This window comes from Streptomyces sp. NPDC023481 (assembly GCF_055560195.1).
Map to the genome: position 1 here is coordinate 1 of NZ_JBVHJE010000026.1, position 17,326 is coordinate 17,326.

Here is a 17,326-nt window from a genome sequence, read left to right on the forward strand (position 1 = left end):
GATGTGTCGGATCGTGCGGCTGTGGCGGGGCTGTTGGGTTCGGTGGTGGGGGAGCGGCCGTTGTCGGGTGTGGTGCATACGGCGGGTGTGCTGGATGACGGTGTGATCGGTGCGTTGTCGCGGGAGCGGTTGGCGGGGGTGTTCGCGCCGAAGGTGGGTGCGGTGACGCATCTGGATGAGTTGACGCGTGAGTTGGTGCCTGGTCTGGGTGCGTTCGTGGTGTTCTCGTCGGCTGCGGGGGTGTTCGGTTCGGCGGGGCAGGGTAACTATGCGGCGGCGAACGCGTATGTGGACGCGGTGGTGCAGCGGCGCCGGGCCGACGGTTTGGCGGGTGTGTCGTTGGCGTGGGGTCTGTGGGAGCAGGCCACCGGCATGACCGCCCACCTCGACACCGCCGACCAGGCCCGGGTGAGCCGGAGCCGCAGCCAGACCATCGCCTCCGACGAGGGCCTGGACCTGTTCGACGCGGCCCTGCGCGCCGGTGACCCCCTGCTCGTCCCGATCAAGCTGGATCTGCGATCCATGCGTGCCGATGCCGTTGCCGGCCGGGGCGTACCGCCCCTGCTGCGCGGCCTGGTCAAGATCCCCCGGCAGGTGGCACGCGCGGCCACCGCCACCGACGGCACCAACGAACTCGACCGCCGTCTGGTCGTGTTGGAGACGGCGGAGCAGGAGGCGCTGCTGCTGGACCTGGTGCGCACGCACGCGGCGACCGTGCTCGGACACGCCGGCCCCGACGGGATCAAGCAGGAGACAGCGTTCCGCGACTCCGGGTTCGACTCGCTCACGTCGGTCGAACTGCGCAACCGGCTGCGTGACGCCACCGGCCTCAAGCTGCCCGCCACCGTCGTCTTCGACCACCCGACCCCGCTCGCCCTAGCCCGCCACCTGCTCGGCGAACTGGGGCAGACGACAGCCGCGATCGCCCACGCCCCCACCCCGGCGGTCACCCTCGCCGACCCGGACGAGCCGATCGCGATCGTCGGCATGGCCTGCCGCCTGCCGGGAGGCGTCAGCAGCCCCGACGGACTCTGGCGGTTGGTGGTCGAAGGCCGGGACGCGATGTCCGGCTTCCCCGACGACCGCGGCTGGGACCTGGAGGGCCTGTTCGACTCCGACCCCGACAAGGCCGGCACCTCCTACGTCGACCAGGGCGGCTTCCTGCACGAGGCGGCCCTGTTCGACGCGGGCTTCTGGGGCATCTCGCCGCGCGAGGCGCTGGCGATGGACCCGCAGCAGCGGCTGCTGCTGGAGACGTCCTGGGAGGCGCTGGAACGGGCCGGCATCGACCCGCTCTCCCTGAAGGGCACCGACGTCGGCGTCTTCTCCGGCCTCATGGGCCAGGGCTACGGCTCCGGCGGCGAAGTCCCCGCGGAACTGGAGGGATTCGTCACCACCGGCGCCGGCAGCAGCGTGGCCTCGGGCCGGGTGTCGTACGTCTTCGGCTTCGAGGGCCCGGCGGTGACCGTGGACACCGCCTGCTCCTCCTCCCTGGTCGCCATGCACCTCGCCGCGCAGGCCCTGCGCGGCGGCGAGTGCGCCCTCGCACTGGCCAGCGGCGCGGCCGTCATGTCCAGCCCCGGCGCCTTCGTCCAGTTCTCGCGGCAGCGGGGTCTGGCATCGGACGGCCGGTGCAAGTCCTACGCGGACGCGGCCGACGGCACGGGCTGGGCCGAGGGCGCGGGAGTCGTCGTACTGGAGCGACTGTCGGAGGCCCGGCGCAAGGGGCACCGGGTGCTGGCGGTCGTCCGGGGCAGCGCGGTGAACCAGGACGGCGCCTCCAACGGCCTCACCGCCCCCAACGGGCCTTCGCAGCAGCGCGTGATCCGCAAGGCTCTCGCGAACGCGGGGCTGACTCCGGCGGACGTCGACGCGGTGGAGGGGCACGGAACGGGCACGGTCCTCGGTGACCCGATCGAGGCCCAGGCCCTTCTCGCCACCTACGGCCAGGACCGCGAACGACCGCTGTGGCTGGGCTCGTTGAAATCCAACATCGGCCACACCCAGGCCGCCTCCGGCGTGGCCGGCGTCATCAAGATGGTGGAAGCCATGCGGCACGGCATCCTGCCGCCCACACTGCACGTGGACGCGCCGTCCTCCCAGGTCGACTGGACCTCCGGAGCGGTCGAACTGCTCACCGAAGCACGCGACTGGCCCGAGACCGGACGCCCCCGCCGGGTCGGTGTCTCCTCCTTCGGGCTGAGCGGCACCAACGCCCACCTGATCCTGGAGCAGGCACCGGAGGAGCCTGCTGCCGAGGCTGTGGTTCCGGACGGTGGTGTGATGCCGGTGGTCGTGTCGGCGCGCAGTGCGGGGGCGCTGGCCGGGCAGGCGGGGCGGTTGGCGGAGTTCGTCACCGACACGGATGCTTCGTTGGCGGCCGTCGCGGGAGCGCTGGTGTCCCGGCGGGCGGTGTTGTCGGAGCGTGCGGTGGTCGTCGCCGGGTCCCGTGAGGAGGCGGTGGCCGCGTTGGAGGCGTTGGCTGCGGGTGAGTCGTCGCCGGTGGTGGTCACGGGTGCGGACGCCGACGGGAAGACGGTGTTCGTCTTCCCGGGGCAGGGCTCGCAACGGGTCGGTATGGGTCGGGAGTTGTACGACCGGTATCCGGTGTTCGCACAGGCCCTCGATGACGCATGCGCCGCCTTGGACGGCCACCTCGGTGCGGAGATCCCTGTCAAGGATGTGATCTTCGGCAACGCGGGCTTGCTGGATCAGACGGTGTTCACGCAGGCCGGGTTGTTCGCGGTGGAGTCGGCGTTGTTCCGGCTGGTGGAGTCCTGGGGTGTACGACCGGACGTGGTGGCCGGGCACTCGATCGGCGAGGTGGTCGCGGCTCATGTGGCCGGGGTCCTGTCCTTGGAGGACGCGGCGGCACTGGTCGCGGCCCGGGGACGGCTGATGCAGGCCCTGCCGGCGGGCGGCGCGATGGTCGCCGTAGCCGCGACCGAGGCGGAGATCACCGAACACCTTGGCGCTGGCGTGGACTTGGCGGCGGTGAACGCACCGGGCTCGATCGTCTTGTCCGGCGACGAAACGGCCGTCCTCACCCTGGCGGAGAAGCTGCGCGAGCAGGACCGCCGCGTCAAGCGACTCACCGTCTCCCACGCTTTCCACTCGGCGCTGATGGAGCCGATGCTCGCGGACTTCGCCGAGGCGCTGGACGGTCTGACCTGGAACGAACCGTCGATCCCGGTGGTGTCGAACGTGTCCGGCCGGCTCGCGGAGCCCGGCCAGTTGACGGACCCGTCCTACTGGGTGGACCACGTCCGCCGCCCGGTCCGGTTCGCCGAGGGGATCGCCGCGTCCGGCGGGGCGGTGTTCCTGGAACTCGGCCCCGGCGGCGCCCTGGCCGGTGCCATCACGGAAATGCTGGACGCGGCCTGCGTGCCCGCCCTGCGCGACGACCGGCCCGAAGCCCGGACGCTCCTCTCGGCCGTAGCCCACCTCTTCGTACGCGGCACCAAGGTGAACTGGGCGGCCTCCCTCCCGAAGGGCGCCACCGAAGCTCACGTGGACCTGCCCACGTACGCCTTCGACCACCGCCACTACTGGCTTCAGGCCGCACCCGCCACCGACGCCGCCGCCCTCGGGCAGACCACGGGGAACCACCCGCTGCTGGGAGCGGTGGTGTCGTTGCCGCAGTCGGACGGGGTGGTGTTCACCTCCCGGCTGTCCCTGCGCACGCATCCCTGGCTGGCCGATCACGCCGTCGGGGGAGTGGTCCTCGTACCCGGCGCCGGGCTGGTGGAGCTGGCCGTACGGGCAGGGGACGAGGTCGGCTGCGGGGGAGTGGAGGAGTTGGTGATCGAGGCGCCGCTGGTGGTGCCGGAGCAGGGCGGAGTGCGGGTGCAGGTCACGGTCGAGGCCGCGGGCACGGGGGGCCGCCGGGCGGTGGTCGTTCACTCCGCGCGGGAGGATGCCGTCGGCGAGATCGGCGCCGAGGCGTGGACCCGGAACGCCACCGGAAGCCTCACCGATACGGTGCCGACGGGCGGCGCGTTCGACTTCGCCGCCTGGCCACCGCCCGGGGCGCGGCCGGAGAACCTGGCCGGTGTCGAGGAGCGGCTGCTCCGGTACGGCTACGAGTACGGGCCGGTGTTCCAGGGCCTGCGGGCGGTGTGGCGGCGCGGCGAGGAACTGTTCGCCGAGGTCGCGCTGCCGGACGGGCAGCGGGACGCGGCGGCACGGTTCGGCATCCACCCCGCCCTGCTGGAAGCCGCTCTGCGCCCGGCGCTGCTGGATGCCTCGGCGGCCGATGACGGTCGGCTCAGGCAACCGCTGGAGTGGGGCCGGCTGGCGCTGCACGCGGAGGGCGCCACCGCACTGCGGGTGCGCCTGGCGCGGTCCGCGGCCGGCACCCTGGCGGTCGAGGCCGCCGACGAGGCCGGCGGCACGGTCGTCACGGCGGAAGCCGTCACGCTACGGCCGCTCTCGGCCGACCAGTTGTCGACGGCGGCCGGTGCCGGCGCGGACGACGGGCTGTTCCGGGTGGAGTGGAGCGAGCTGCCGTCGGCCACCGGCACCGGGGAGGTGCCGGAGGCCACGGTCGTGGAGACCCGGGGAGCGGGTGCTGACGACACGCCCCTGGCGTTGGCGAGCCGGGTGCTGGAGGCCGTACAGGCGTGGCTGGCCGACGAGGGGACCGAGGACGGCCGGCTGGTCGTGGTCACCCGGGGTGCCGTGCCCGCCGGCGGTGACGCGGAGGTCACCGACCCGGCCGGTGCGGCCGTCTGGGGCCTGGTGCGTGCCGCGCAGGCGGAGCACCCCGACCGGATCGTCCTCGTCGACACCGGGACGGGCGAGGCCGACCTCGGTCCCGTCCTGGCGAGCGGCGAGCCGCAGGTGGCCGTGCGGGGTAAGGCGCTCTACGTGCCGCGGCTGGCGCGCCTGGCCCCGGCCGGTGGCTCCGAGGCGCCAGGGCTGGACCCGGAGGGCACGGTCCTGATCACCGGTGGCACCGGGACGCTGGGCGCCGAGGTCGCCCGGCACCTGGTCCAGCGGCACGGCGTACGGCACCTCGTGCTGGCCGGCCGTCGCGGGAAGGCGGCCGAGGGCGCGGACCGGCTCGTCGCCGAACTCGAGGAGCGGGGCGCCGACGTATCGGTGGTGGCGTGCGACGTCACCGATCGCGAGGCGCTCGCCGCGCTTCTCGCCGCCGTACCCCAGGCGCACCCGCTGACGGCCGTCGTGCACGCGGCGCGCGTCTTCGACGCCGGGGTGATCGGCGAGATGGACCGGGACCGGCTCGCGCGGGTCTTCGCCCCGAAGGTGACGGCCGTCCGGCACCTGGACGAGCTGACCCGGGAACTCGCCCCCGATCTGGCCGCGTTCGTCCTGCTGTCCTCCGCGTCGTCCGTCTTCCTGGGCGCGGGCACCGGTGGCTACGCGGCGGCCAACGCCTGCCTCGACGCGGTCGCCCACCGGCGCCGGGCGGCCGGTCTGCCCGCGGTCTCGCTCGCCTGGGGCCCGTGGGAGCCGACGAGCGGACCGGACACGGCCACCGGTGACGCCGTACGCAACTGGACCGGAGCCGCACCGGACACGGCCACCGGTGAGACCGTACGCAACCGGACCGGCCGGCGTGGCGGTGTCGTACCGCTCACGCCCGCGGAGGGAATGGAGCTGCTCGACGCGGCACTGTCGGCCGACGAGGCGCTGGTGCTGCCCGTGAAACTGGACCTGCGGGCGTTGCGCGCCGACGCCGCACTGGGTGCCGGTGTCGCGCCCCTGCTCAGGGGACTGGTACGCACCGGACGGAAGGCGGCCAGGGCCGGCGCCGGAGACTCCGGCGGACTCGCCCGCAAGCTGGCCGCACTGTCCCCGGCCGAGCAGCAGACGCTGCTGCTGGAGCTGGTGCAGGGCCGCGTGGCAACCGTTCTCGGCCACACCGGGGCCGACCAGGTCAGGGCCGAGACGGCCTTCAAGGACGCCGGGTTCGACTCCCTCACCTCCGTCGAACTGCGCAACCGGCTGCGCGAGGCCACCGGCCTCAACCTGCCCGCCACCGCCGTCTTCGACTACCCGACCCCGCTCGCCCTCGCCCGCTACCTGCACGACCGGCTGGCCCCCGGCGACCAGGCCGCTCCGACCACGAATCCCCTGCTCGCCGAACTCAGCAAGCTGGAGGCGCTGTTGGCCGACACCCAGGCCGACGACACCACCCGCAGCCAGGTCGCCACCCGGCTCCAGGGCCTGCTGACCGCCTGGTCCACCACGAACGTTTCCGAACCGGACGCCGAGGAGGACCTGGACTTCGATTCCGCCTCCGACGACGAACTGTTCGAACTCATCGACACCGAATTCGGCCAATAGCCAATAGCCAACAGGCGATGGTTACCGGCGACCGGCCTCCGCGGCTCCCCACACGCCACGCCCACGTCCACGCCCGCCCCGCAGTCCACCTGACGCCCTTAGCCCCACTAGGAGCTGACCCGCAATGGCGGATGAAAGCAAGCTTCGCGACTACCTCAAGCGCGTTCTCGCCGACGCGCGCCGCTCCCAGCAACGCGTCCGTGAACTTGAGGCCGAGAAGGCGGAGCCGATCGCGATCGTGGGCATGGCGTGCCGACTGCCCGGCGGGGTGGCCGGCCCCGACGACCTGTGGCGGCTCGTCCGCGACCGCGGCGACGGCGTCTCGGCGTTCCCGACCGACCGGGGCTGGGACCTGGAGGCCCTGTTCGACGCCGACCCCGACAAGACGGGCAAGTCCTACGTCGACCAGGGCGGCTTCCTGCACGAGGCGGCCCTGTTCGACGCGGGTCTGTTCGGGATCTCCCCGCGCGAGGCGGTGGCGATGGACCCGCAGCAGCGGCTGCTCCTCGAAATGTCCTGGGAGGCGCTGGAGCGGGCCGGTATCGACGCGGTGACACTCAAGGGCTCGGACACCGGTGTCTTCGTGGGCGTCATCAACGAGGGTTACGCGACCGGTGGACCGGTCCCGCCGGAGCTGGAGGGCTTCACCGGCACCGGCACCACCGGAAGCGTCGCCTCGGGCCGCATCTCCTACGTCTTCGGGCTCGAGGGCCCGGCGGTGACCGTGGACACCGCCTGCTCCTCCTCCCTGGTCGCCATGCACCTGGCCGCCCAGGCCCTGCGGCGCGGCGAGTGCTCGATGGCCCTGGCCGGCGGCGCCACCGTCATGGCAGGACCCGGTATGTTCCTGCAGTTCTCGCGGCAGCGGGCGCTGGCCGCCGACGGCCGCTGCAAGTCGTACGCCGACGCGGCCGACGGCACCGGCTGGGCCGAGGGCGCCGGTGTCGTCGTCCTGGAACGCCTGTCCGACGCCCGCCGCAACGGCCACCGGGTCCTCGCCGTCGTCCGCGCCTCCGCCGTCAACCAGGACGGCGCCTCCAACGGCCTCACCGCCCCGAACGGCCCCTCCCAACAGCGGGTCATCCGCAAGGCGTTGGCCGAGGCGGGCCTCACCCCGGCGGACGTGGACGTGGTCGAGGGCCACGGCACGGGCACGGTCCTCGGCGACCCGATCGAGGCACAGGCCCTCCTCGCCACCTACGGCCAGGACCGCGAACGACCCCTGTGGCTCGGCTCGTTGAAGTCCAACATCGGACACACGCAGGCGGCCGCCGGGGTCGCCGGTGTCATCAAGATGGTGCAGGCGATGCGGTACGGCATCCTGCCCCCGACCCTGCACGTCGACACCCCGTCCTCCCAGGTCGACTGGTCGGCCGGGGCCATCGAGCTGCTCACCGAGGAACACGAGTGGCCCCGAACCGGCCGCCCCCGCCGGGCCGGCGTCTCCTCCTTCGGCGTCAGCGGCACCAACGCCCACCTGATCCTCGAAGAACCCCCGGAGGAGCCGGCCGCGGAACCGGTGACCCCGACCGCCGGCGCGGTACCGCTGGTGGTGTCGGCGGCCTCCGAAGCGGCACTGTCCGGCCAGGCCGGACGCCTGGCCACCTTCACCGGCGACACCGACACCCCAGTCGCCCACCTCGCCGACGCCCTCGTCACCCGGCGCGCCCTCCTGAACGAGCGGGCGGTGATCGTCGCGGAGTCGCGGGACGAGGCGGTTGCGGGGCTGGCCGCGCTGGCCGCCAGGGAGAACAGCCCAGCGGTGGTGACCGGATCCGTGGGGGCGCCTGGGCGGACGGTGCTGGTGTTCCCGGGGCAGGGGTCGCAGTGGCTGGGGATGGGCCGGGAGCTGCTGGACTCCTCGCCGGTGTTCGCGGAGCGGATCGCCGATTGTGCTCGGGCCCTGGCGCCTTGGGTGGACTGGGACTTGGAGGCTGTCCTTCGCGGTGACGTCGATCTGCTGGAGCGGGTGGACGTGGTGCAGCCGGCGAGCTTCGCGGTGATGGTGGGCCTGGCCGCCGTATGGGCGTCCGTCGGGGTCGTACCGGACGCGGTGGTCGGCCATTCGCAGGGTGAGATCGCGGCCGCGTGTGTGGCCGGTGCGCTGTCGTTGGAGGACGCGGCCCGGATCGTCGCGGTACGCAGTCAGGTGATCGCCGGGCGGTTGGCGGGCCGGGGTGGTATGGCCTCCGTGGCGCTCCCCGAGACGGAGGCTGGCGAGCGTATCGCCGCCTGGGACGGCCGTGTTGAGGTCGCCGCCGTCAACGGTCCCTCCTCCGTGGTGATCGCCGGTGACGCCGAAGCGCTGGACGAGGCCCTCGCCGCGCTGGAGGGCGACGGGGTGCGGGTGCGGCGGGTCGCGGTGGACTACGCCTCCCACACCCGCCATGTCGAAGCTATCGAGGGCGCGCTATCGGAAGCCTTTGCCGACATTCGCACTCAGGCCCCCATGGTGCCGTTCTTCTCGACGGTCACCGGTGAGTGGGTGCGTGAGGCTGGCGTGTTGGACGGTGGTTACTGGTACCGCAACCTGCGCAGTCAGGTCCGCTTCGGCCCGGCGATCACCGCGCTCCTTGCCGAGGGGCACTCGGTGTTCGTCGAGTCCAGCGCCCACCCCGTCCTGGTCCAGCCGGTGAACGAGATCGTGGACGAGACGGGGACGGAGGCCGTCGTCACCGGCTCTCTGCGCCGTGAAGAGGGTGGCCTGCGGCGGCTGTTGACGTCGATGGCGGAGGTCTTCGTCAGGGGTGTCCCCGTCGACTGGACCGGCGTACTGCCCCAGGGTGCCCGTGACGCTCGCCTGGAGCTGCCGACGTACGCCTTCGACCACCGCCACTACTGGCTCCGGTTGAACGGCGCGAGTGACGCCACCGCGCTCGGGCAGGCGCCCACGGACCACCCGTTGATCGGTGCCGTCGTGGAAGTGCCCGAGACCGGCGGGGTGCTGTGCACCGCTCGGCTGTCGCTGCGCACGCATCCCTGGCTGGCGGATCACACGGTCGGCGGGGTGGTCCTCGTCCCCGCCGCGGCCCTGGTCGAGCTGGCGGTGCGGGCCGGTGACGAGGTCGGGTGCGCAACCGTGGACGAACTCACGGTCGGCGTGCCGCTCGTGCTGCCGGAGCAGGGCGGGGTGCGTGTCCAGGTCGCGGTCGGCGGCGCCGACGAGAGCGGCTGCCGGACGGTCACCGTGTACTCGACGCGCGAGGACGCCGCCGAGGTGAGCGGGGCCGAGGCGTGGGTGCGGCACGCCACCGGCGTGCTGACGGCGACACCCAAGCCGGGCGAGAGCCCGCTGGCCGACTTCGGTGCCTGGCCGCCGCCCGGTGCCCGGCGCGTCGACGTGGAGGCCCTGTACGGAGGTCTGGTCCGGCGCGGTTACGAGCACGGGCCCCTCTTCCGTGCCGTCCGCGGGCTCTGGCGGCTCGGTGAGGAGATCCTCGCCGAGGTCGCCGTACCCGAGGGCGACCGGGAGGAGGCCGGCCGGTTCGGGTTGCATCCGGCGCTGCTGGACGCGGCTCTGCACCCGGCGCTGCTCGACTCCGCCGAGGCCGACGGCAACTCCCGGGTGTGGCAGTACCTGACCTGGCACGGGCTCGCGCTACACGCCGTCGGTGCCACGGCGCTGCGGGTGCGGATCACGCCGCAGGGCCGGGACGCCCTGGGGCTGGAGGCGGTCGACCTGGCCGGCGGGCTGGTGCTGCGGGCGGAGTCGGCGGAGCTGCGGCCGCTGTCCACGGAGCAGTTGGAGAGTGCCGCGGGTACCGCCGGCGACGACGCGCTGTTCCGTGTCGAGTGGACCGCGCTGCCCGGAGCCGACGCGTCGGCGGGTGAGCCGCCGGCCTGGGTCGGGGTGCGCTCCGCCGCCGAGGTCACCGCCCTGGCGGAGGACTCGGCCACGGCGGCGGACCTGCCCGCCCTTGTCGTGCTGGAGGCCGTCGCGGACCACGACCAGGACGCGGACGACCCGGCGCTCGCCTTGACGAACCGGGTGCTGGCGGCCGTGCAGGCCTGGCTGGCCGCCCCGGCCCTGGAGTCGACACGGCTGGTCGTGGCCACCCGGGGCGCGGTACCGGCCGGCGCGGACGGCGCGGTGACCGATACGGCGGGTGGCGCGGTGTGGGGCCTGATCCGGGCCGCGCAGTCCGAGAACCCCGACCGGATCACGCTCCTCGACCTCGACCCCGCTCCCGGTCCCTCGGTCGAACTTTTCGAGGGCATCCCCGACGTCCTGGCCCGCGTGGCCGTCGACCCCGAGCCCGAACTCGCCCTACGCGGTGAGACCTTGTCCATCCCTCGCCTCGCCCGTGCCACCACGGCGGGCCGTGACCAAGCGGCGCCGGAACCCGTGGCGCTGGACCCGGAGGGTACGGTCCTCATCACCGGCGGTACCGGCTCGCTCGGCGGACTGCTGGCCCGGCACCTGGTCGCCCGGCACGGTGTCCGCCACCTCGTGCTGGCCAGCCGACGCGGCCAAGCCGCCGAGGGCGCCGCGGAGTTGGTAGCCGATCTCACGAGCCTGGGCGCCACCGAGGTCACGGTGGCATCCTGCGATGTCACGGACCGCGACGCGGTCGCCGCCCTGCTGGCCGAGGCGCGCCGGGACGGCCGTCCGCTGACCGGGGTCGTGCACACCGCGGGCATCGCCGACGCCGGAGTGATCGGGACGATCCGGCCCGAGCAGGTGGCGCGGGTGTTCGCGCCGAAGGTGATGGCCGTACGGCACCTGGACGAACTCACCCGTGAACTCGTCCCGGAGCTGGCCGCGTTCGTCGTCTTCTCGTCCGTGTCCTCCGTCTTCCTCGGTGCGGGCACCGGCAGTTACGCGGCGGCCAACGCCTTCCTGGACGCCGTGGCCCAGCAGCGCCGGGCCGCGGGCCTGCCCGCCACCTCGCTCGCCTGGGGCCTGTGGGACCAGGCCACCGGCGGTATGGCGGCCGGCATGGACGACCTGACCCGCAGCCGGATGAACCGGCGCGGCGGCGTCCTGCCGATGTCCCCCGACGAGGGCATGGGCCTCTTCGACGCGGCCCTGCGCACCGGCGAGGCCCTGCTCGTCCCGGCCAAGCTGGACCTGCGGCAGCTGCGCAGCGACGCCGGCGCCGGCCGGGCCGTCCCCACCCTGCTGCGCGGCCTGGTGCGCACCGGCAGGCAGACCGTACGGGCCGCGGCCGGCGACAGCGGCGGCGGCCTGGCGGACCGGCTGGCCGGGCTGAGCGCGGCGGAGCAGGAGGCGCTGCTGCTGGACCTGGTACGGACGCACGCGGCGACCGTGCTCGGACACGCCGGCCCCGACGGCATCAAACCGGAGACCGCCTTCCGCGACTCCGGGTTCGACTCACTCACCTCGGTCGAACTGCGCAACCGCCTGCGCGCGGCCACCGGCCTCAAACTGGCCGCCACCGTCGTCTTCGACCACCCGAACCCCCTCTCCCTCGCCCGCCACCTGCACGGCGAACTCGGCGAGACGACGGCCGCGAACGCTCTCGCCCCCGTTCCGGCGGTCACCCTCGCCGACCCGGACGAGCCGATCGCGATCGTCGGCATGGCCTGCCGCCTGCCCGGCGGCGTCAACAGCCCCGACGAGTTGTGGCAGTTGGTGTCGGAGGGCCGGGACGCGATGTCCGGCTTCCCCGACGACCGCGGCTGGGACCTGAGCAGCTTCTTCAGCGACGACCCGGACCAGGCCGGCACCTCGTACGTGAGCCAGGGCGGTTTCCTCTACGACGCCGCCCTGTTCGACGCCGGCTTCTTCGGGATCTCGCCGCGCGAGGCGCTGGCGATGGACCCGCAGCAGCGGCTGCTGCTGGAGACGTCCTGGGAGGCACTGGAGCGGGCCGGTATCGACCCGCTGTCGCTGAAGGGCGCGGACGTCGGCGTCTTCTCCGGCCTCATGGGCCAGGGCTACGGCACCTCGGGCCCGGTACCGCCCGAGCTGGAGGGCTTCACCGGCACCGGAGGCATGGGCAGCGTCGCCTCCGGGCGCGTCGCCTACGTCTTCGGCTTCGAGGGCCCGGCGGTGACCGTGGACACCGCCTGCTCCTCCTCCCTGGTCGCCATCCACCTCGCCGCGCAGGCGCTGCGGGGCGGCGAATGCTCGATGGCCCTGGCCGGCGGCGCCACCGTCATGGCGACTCCGGGCACGTTCGTGGAGTTCTCGCGGCAGCGGGGTCTGGCGTCGGACGGCCGGTGCAAGTCCTACGCGGACGCGGCCGACGGCACGGGCTGGGCCGAGGGCGCGGGAGTGGTCGTACTGGAACGGCTGTCGGAGGCCCGGCGCAAGGGGCACCGGGTGTTGGCGGTGGTCCGGGGCAGCGCGGTCAACCAGGACGGCGCGTCCAACGGTCTCACCGCCCCCAACGGGCCTTCGCAGCAGCGCGTGATCCGCAAGGCTCTCGCGAACGCCGGCCTGACTCCGGCGGACGTCGACGCGGTGGAGGGGCACGGAACGGGCACGGTCCTCGGTGACCCGATCGAGGCCCAGGCCCTTCTCGCCACCTACGGCCAGGACCGCGAACGACCGCTGTGGCTGGGGTCGTTGAAGTCCAACATCGGACACACCCAGATGGCCGCGGGCGTCGCCGGCGTCATCAAGATGGTGCAGGCCATGCGGCACGGCGTCCTCCCGGCCACCCTGCACGTCGACTCCCCGACATCCCAGGTCGACTGGGCTGACGGAGCGGTCGAACTCCTGACGGAGTCCCGCGACTGGCCGGACCTCAACCGGCCGCGCCGCGTGGGCGTCTCCGGGTTCGGCGTCAGTGGCACCAACGCCCACGTGATTCTGCAGCAGGCGCCGGAGGAGCCCGCTGCCGAGGCTGTGGTTCCGGACGGTGGTGTGGTGCCGGTGGTCGTGTCGGCGCGCAGTGCGGGGGCGCTGGCCGGGCAGGCGGGGCGGTTGGCCGCGTTCCTGGGAGAGAGCGATGCCCCACCGGCCGCCGTGGCGGGGGCACTGGTCTCGCAGCGGGCGCTGCTGCCCGAGCGTGCGGTGGTCGTCGCCGGGTCCCGTGAGGAGGCGGTGGCCGGGCTGGAGGCGTTGGCTGCGGGTGAGTCGTCGCCGGTGGTGGTCACGGGTGCGGACACCGGCGGGAAGACGGTGTTCGTGTTTCCGGGGCAGGGGTCCCAGCGGGTCGGTATGGGTCGGGAGTTGTACGACCGGTATCCGGTGTTCGCGCGGGCACTCGATGAGGCATGCGCCGCGCTGGACGGGCACCTCGGGGCGGAGATCCCTGTCAAGGATGTGATCTTCGGCAACGCGGGCTTGCTGGATCAGACGGTGTTTACGCAGGCCGGCCTGTTCGCGGTGGAGTCGGCGTTGTTCCGGCTGGTGGAGTCCTGGGGTGTACGGCCGGACGTGGTGGCCGGGCACTCGATCGGTGAGGTGGTCGCCGCGCACGTGGCCGGGGTGCTGTCCTTGGAGGACGCGGCGGCCCTGGTGGCCGCACGGGGACGGCTGATGCAGGCCCTGCCGGCGGGCGGCGCGATGGTCGCCGTAGCCGCGACCGAGGCGGAGATCACCGAACATCTCGGTAGTGGCGTGGACTTGGCGGCGGTGAACGCACCGGGCTCGGTCGTCCTGTCCGGCGACGAGACGGCGGTACTCGCCGTAGCGGAGAGGCTGCGCGAGGAGGGCCGCCGGGTCAAGCGGCTGACGGTGTCTCATGCCTTCCACTCGGCGCTGATGGAGCCGATGCTGGCGGAGTTCGCCGCAGCCCTGGATGGTCTGACGTGGCAGGAGCCCGTCATCCCCGTCATATCGAACGTCACCGGAAGGCCGGCTGCCCCCGGCCAGTTGACGGACCCGTCCTACTGGGTGGACCACGTCCGTCGCCCGGTCCGGTTCGCCGAGGGGATCGCCGCGTCCGAGGGCTCGGTGTTCCTGGAAGTGGGTCCCGGTGGCGCGCTGACCGGTGCCATCACGGAAACGGTGGACGCGGCCTGCGTGGCCGCCCTGCGCGACGACCGGTCCGAAGCTCAGACGCTCCTCTCGGCCGTAGCCCTCCTCTTCGTACGCGGCACCAAGGTGAACTGGGCGGCCGCCCTCCCGAAGGGCGCCACCGAAGCTCACGTGGACCTGCCCACGTACGCCTTCGACCACCGCCACTACTGGCTTCAGGCCGCACCCGCCACCGACGCCGCCGCCCTCGGGCAGACCACGGCGAACCACCCGCTGCTGGGCGCGGTGGTGGAGGTGCCGGAGACCGGCGGGGTGCTGTGCACGTCCCGGCTGTCCCTGCGGACGCATCCCTGGCTGGCCGATCACGCCGTCGGGGGAGTGGTCCTCGTACCCGGTACCGGGCTCGTGGAGCTGGCCGTACGGGCCGGGGACGAGGTCGGCTGCGGGGTGCTGGACGAGCTCGTCATCGAGGCGCCGTTGGTCGTGCCCGACCAGGGTGGCGTACGCGTCCAGGTCGCCGTCGGCGGGCAGCACGACGAGGGGCCGCGGACAGTGGCGGTGTACTCCGCCAGGGAGGACGCTGCCGGTGGGATCGGCGGAGCGGCCTGGACCCGGCACGCCACCGGCACCCTCACCCCTGCGACCACCGGCACCCTCACCCCCACGACCCCCGCGACCACCGGCACCCTCGACGCCACCGACCCCGCGACCGGCGCCTTCGACTTCGCCGCGTGGCCGCCGCCCGGCGCCGAGCGGGTCGAGGTGGACGTCGACGCCTTCTACTCCGGGCTCATCGAGCAGGGCTACACCTACGGCCCGGTGTTCCAGGGGCTGCGGACGGTGTGGCGGCGCGGTGACGAGGTGTACGCCGAGGTCGCCCTGCCGGACGGGCAGCGGGAGGAGGCGGCCAGGTTCGGCATCCACCCGGCCCTGCTCGACGCGGCCCTGCACGCCAACGGATTCGTCACCCCGGTCGACGCGACCGTTCCCGGTGCCGCCCCGCGTACCGTCCTGCCGTTCGCCTGGAACCGGCTGGTGCTGCACGCGACGGGCGCCTCGGCGCTGCGGGTGCGGGTGGCGCCGTCCGGGCCCGACGCGGTGGCGGTGCAGGCCGCCGACGAGACCGGGGCGCCGGTGCTGACGACCGAGTCCCTGGTGTTCCGCGCGGTCAGCGCCGAGCAGTTGGAGGCCGCGGCCGGAGCGCCCGGCGCGGACGCGTTGTTCCGCGTCGAGTGGACCGACGTCACCGTGCCGACCCGCCCGGGCACCCCGATGACGGCTCCGATGTCAGGCCCGATGTCGGCCCCCGCGCCGGGCCAGGCGCCGACCTGGGCGCGGGTCGTCACCGCCGCCGACCTCGCCGGTGACACCGTGCCGGAGCTGCTGGTCGTACCGGCCGACGGGCCCGACGACGACGCCCTGGAGCGCACCGCCCGGGTCCTGGACGTCCTGAAGGCATGGCTGGCCGACGAGCGGCTCGCGGACTCCCGGCTCGTGGTCGTGACCCGGGGCGCGGTGCCCGCCGCAGGCGAGGACACCGTGACCGACCCTGCGGGGGCGGCGGTCTGGGGGCTCGTCCGGACCGCACAGGCGGAGAACCCCGACCGGATCACGCTCGTCGACACCGACGCGCAGCCGGAGGACGACGACTCCCTCTCCGCCCTCCTCACCACGGTGGTGGCGGCCGGCGAACCGCAGCTCGCGCTGCACGGTACGACCGTCCGCGCGCCGCGCCTGGTACGGGCCGCCACCGGCGGCGAGGGTCCGGGCTGGGACCCGGACGGCACCGTTCTCGTCACCGGGGGCACCGGCTCGCTGGGCGCCCTGCTGGCCCGGCACCTGGTCGAGCGGCACGGCGTACGGCACCTGCTGCTGGCGAGCCGGCGCGGCCCGGCCGCCGGGGGCGCGCGGGACCTGGTCGCGGAACTGACCGCGCTCGGCGCGACGACCGTACGGGTGGCCGCCTGCGACCTCGCCGACCGGGAGGCGCTCGCCGCCCTGCTGGACTCCGTACCCGACGAACACCCGCTCACCGCCGTCCTGCACACCGCGGGCGTCCTGGACGACGGGGTGATCGGCACGCTCGACCGTGAGCGGCTGGCCCACGTCTTCGCGCCGAAGGTGGCGGCCGTGCAACACCTGGACGAGCTGACGCGGACGCGGGACCTGGCCACGTTCGCGGTGTTCTCCTCCGCCGCCGGACTGTTCGGCTCCGCCGGGCAGGGCAACTACGCCGCCGCCAACGCCTGGTTGGACGCCGCGACGGCCCGGCGCCGGGCGGCCGGCCTGCCCGCGCTGTCCCTGGCCTGGGGCCCCTGGGAACAGACCACCGGGATGACCGCCGGCGCGGAAGCGGCGGCCCGCACCCGCGGCAACCGGCGCGGTGGCATCCTGCCGCTCCCCCCGCGGGAGGGCCTGGCCCTCTTCGACGCGGCCCTGGCAGGCGACGATTCCCTGCTCGTCCCGGTCAAGCTGGACCTCGGGGCCGTACGCGCCGAGGCGGCCACGGGCCCCGGCGTGCCGCCGCTGCTCCGCCAACTCGTACGGCCCGGGCGGCAGTCGGCGCGGGCCGCCGCGGGCGACGGCGGGGACGGTCTGCTGCGCCGACTGGCCGGCCTCGACCGCGACCGGCAGGAGGCCCTGCTGCTGGACCTCGTCCGCGGCCATGTGGCCGGCGTGCTCGGTCACACCGGGGCGGACGGCGTCGGTGCCGAAACCGCCTTCAAGGACGCCGGGTTCGACTCCCTCACCTCCGTGGAACTGCGCAACCGGCTGCGCGCCGCGACCGGCGTCAACCTCTCCGCCACCGTGGTCTTCGACCACCCCACACCGCTCGCCCTGGCCCGCCACCTGCACGGCGAACTCGCACCGCAGGGCGCGGCGGGGCGGCGACCGGCGGCGGAGGCCGACGAGGAACGGCTGCGGCACGCGCTGATCAGCCTTCCGCTGGAGCGGTTCCGGGAGGCCGGCCTGCTGGACGCGCTGGTCGAACTGGCCGCCCTGGAACCCGGCACGCCCGCGCCCGGCGCACCGGACATCACCCCGGGAGCACTGGCCGACCTGGACGTCGACGACCTCATACACCTCGCGCTCGGCGACAGCGAATCCCTCGAAGGCTGA

At 73.9% G+C, this 17,326-nt stretch carries 2 protein-coding genes; both read left to right on the top strand.

Annotated elements, in window-relative coordinates:
• On the top strand, positions 1–6,312 hold a 6,312-nt coding region (locus ACZ3ZD_RS34965; RefSeq protein WP_467406745.1), incomplete at its 5' end, for an SDR family NAD(P)-dependent oxidoreductase.
• 124 nt (positions 6,313–6,436) lie between these two features.
• Positions 6,437–17,326, top strand: a complete 10,890-nt coding sequence (locus tag ACZ3ZD_RS34970; RefSeq protein ID WP_467406748.1) for a type I polyketide synthase — start codon at positions 6,437–6,439, stop codon at positions 17,324–17,326.